This window comes from Salipiger sp. 1_MG-2023 (assembly GCF_030547555.1).
GTDB lineage: Bacteria > Pseudomonadota > Alphaproteobacteria > Rhodobacterales > Rhodobacteraceae > Salipiger.
This window is the reverse complement of the sequence record NZ_JAUOQN010000170.1, coordinates 1-951: the sequence shown is the minus strand read 5'-3', so window position 1 is coordinate 951 and position 951 is coordinate 1. Positions and strand designations below refer to the sequence as shown.

General features: G+C 59.5%; 1 protein-coding gene. It reads right to left on the bottom strand.

Annotation, left to right across the window (positions count from 1 at the left end):
- Positions 1 to 951: IS110 family transposase (locus Q4543_RS24425; RefSeq protein WP_303442765.1), on the bottom strand; the 951-nt coding region annotated here is incomplete at both ends.

The following is a 951-nucleotide window of genomic DNA, read 5'->3' as shown; positions in this document are numbered from 1 at the left end:
CCCATATCTGCCGGGCCATCTTGTTGGCCAGCGCAATGGCGACCAGCATCTTGGGCTTGCGCGCCAACATGCGTGACAACCAGCTGCCCTCCGCAATCGTGCGCAGTCCAAGCCAGTTCAATCGAGACATTGCTCCAATAATCAGGAGGCGTCGGATGTCGGCCTGACCGGCCTTGGTCATACGTCCCAAGCGCTCTTTGCCTCCGGACGAATGCTGCCGGGGCACGAGGCCCAACCAAGCCGCAAAGTCGCGTCCTGATTTGAACCGTGCCATATCTGGCCCGAACGCTTCCACCGCGATCGCTGTCAGGGGGCCAACACCCGGCATGGTCTGGAGCTGGCGCGCCCTGTCTGACTGGGAAGCCAGCGATGCGAGTTTCTTGTCCCGGTCGGCGATACGTGCCGTTTTCTCAGCAATCTGTGCCAGCAGGTCCAGGCACTCATCCCGGATCAGCGCAGGTAAGTCTGAAGTTTCATCCTCTAAAAGCACCGTTATACGATCAATGGAGCGAACCCCTGCAGGAAACACATGGCCATGCTCGTACAGCAGAGCCCGCAAGGCGTTTACATCCGCGGTACGCTGATGGATCAGTCGTTCTCGGCCGCGGAACACGGCCGCGCGGGACTGCTGCTCAACCGTCTTGAGCTCCACAAAGCGCATTTCCGGCTGCCGGGCCGCGATTACGATCGCCTCAGCATCGGCAGCGTCATTTTTCTGGCGCTTGACGAACGGGCGCGCGTACTGTGGCGCTATCAGCTTTACCTCGTGGCCAAGGACTTCCATTTCGCGCGCCCAATGGTGCGCGCTGCCGCAGGCCTCAAAGATGACCAGGCAAGGTTCCTGTTGGGCCATAAAAGCAGGGAACTGCTTACGTGTGAGCTTTTTTCGGAACTGGACTTTTCCCGTCCGCAGAGCACCGTGGAGCTGGAAAACATTCTTTGCCAGATCGA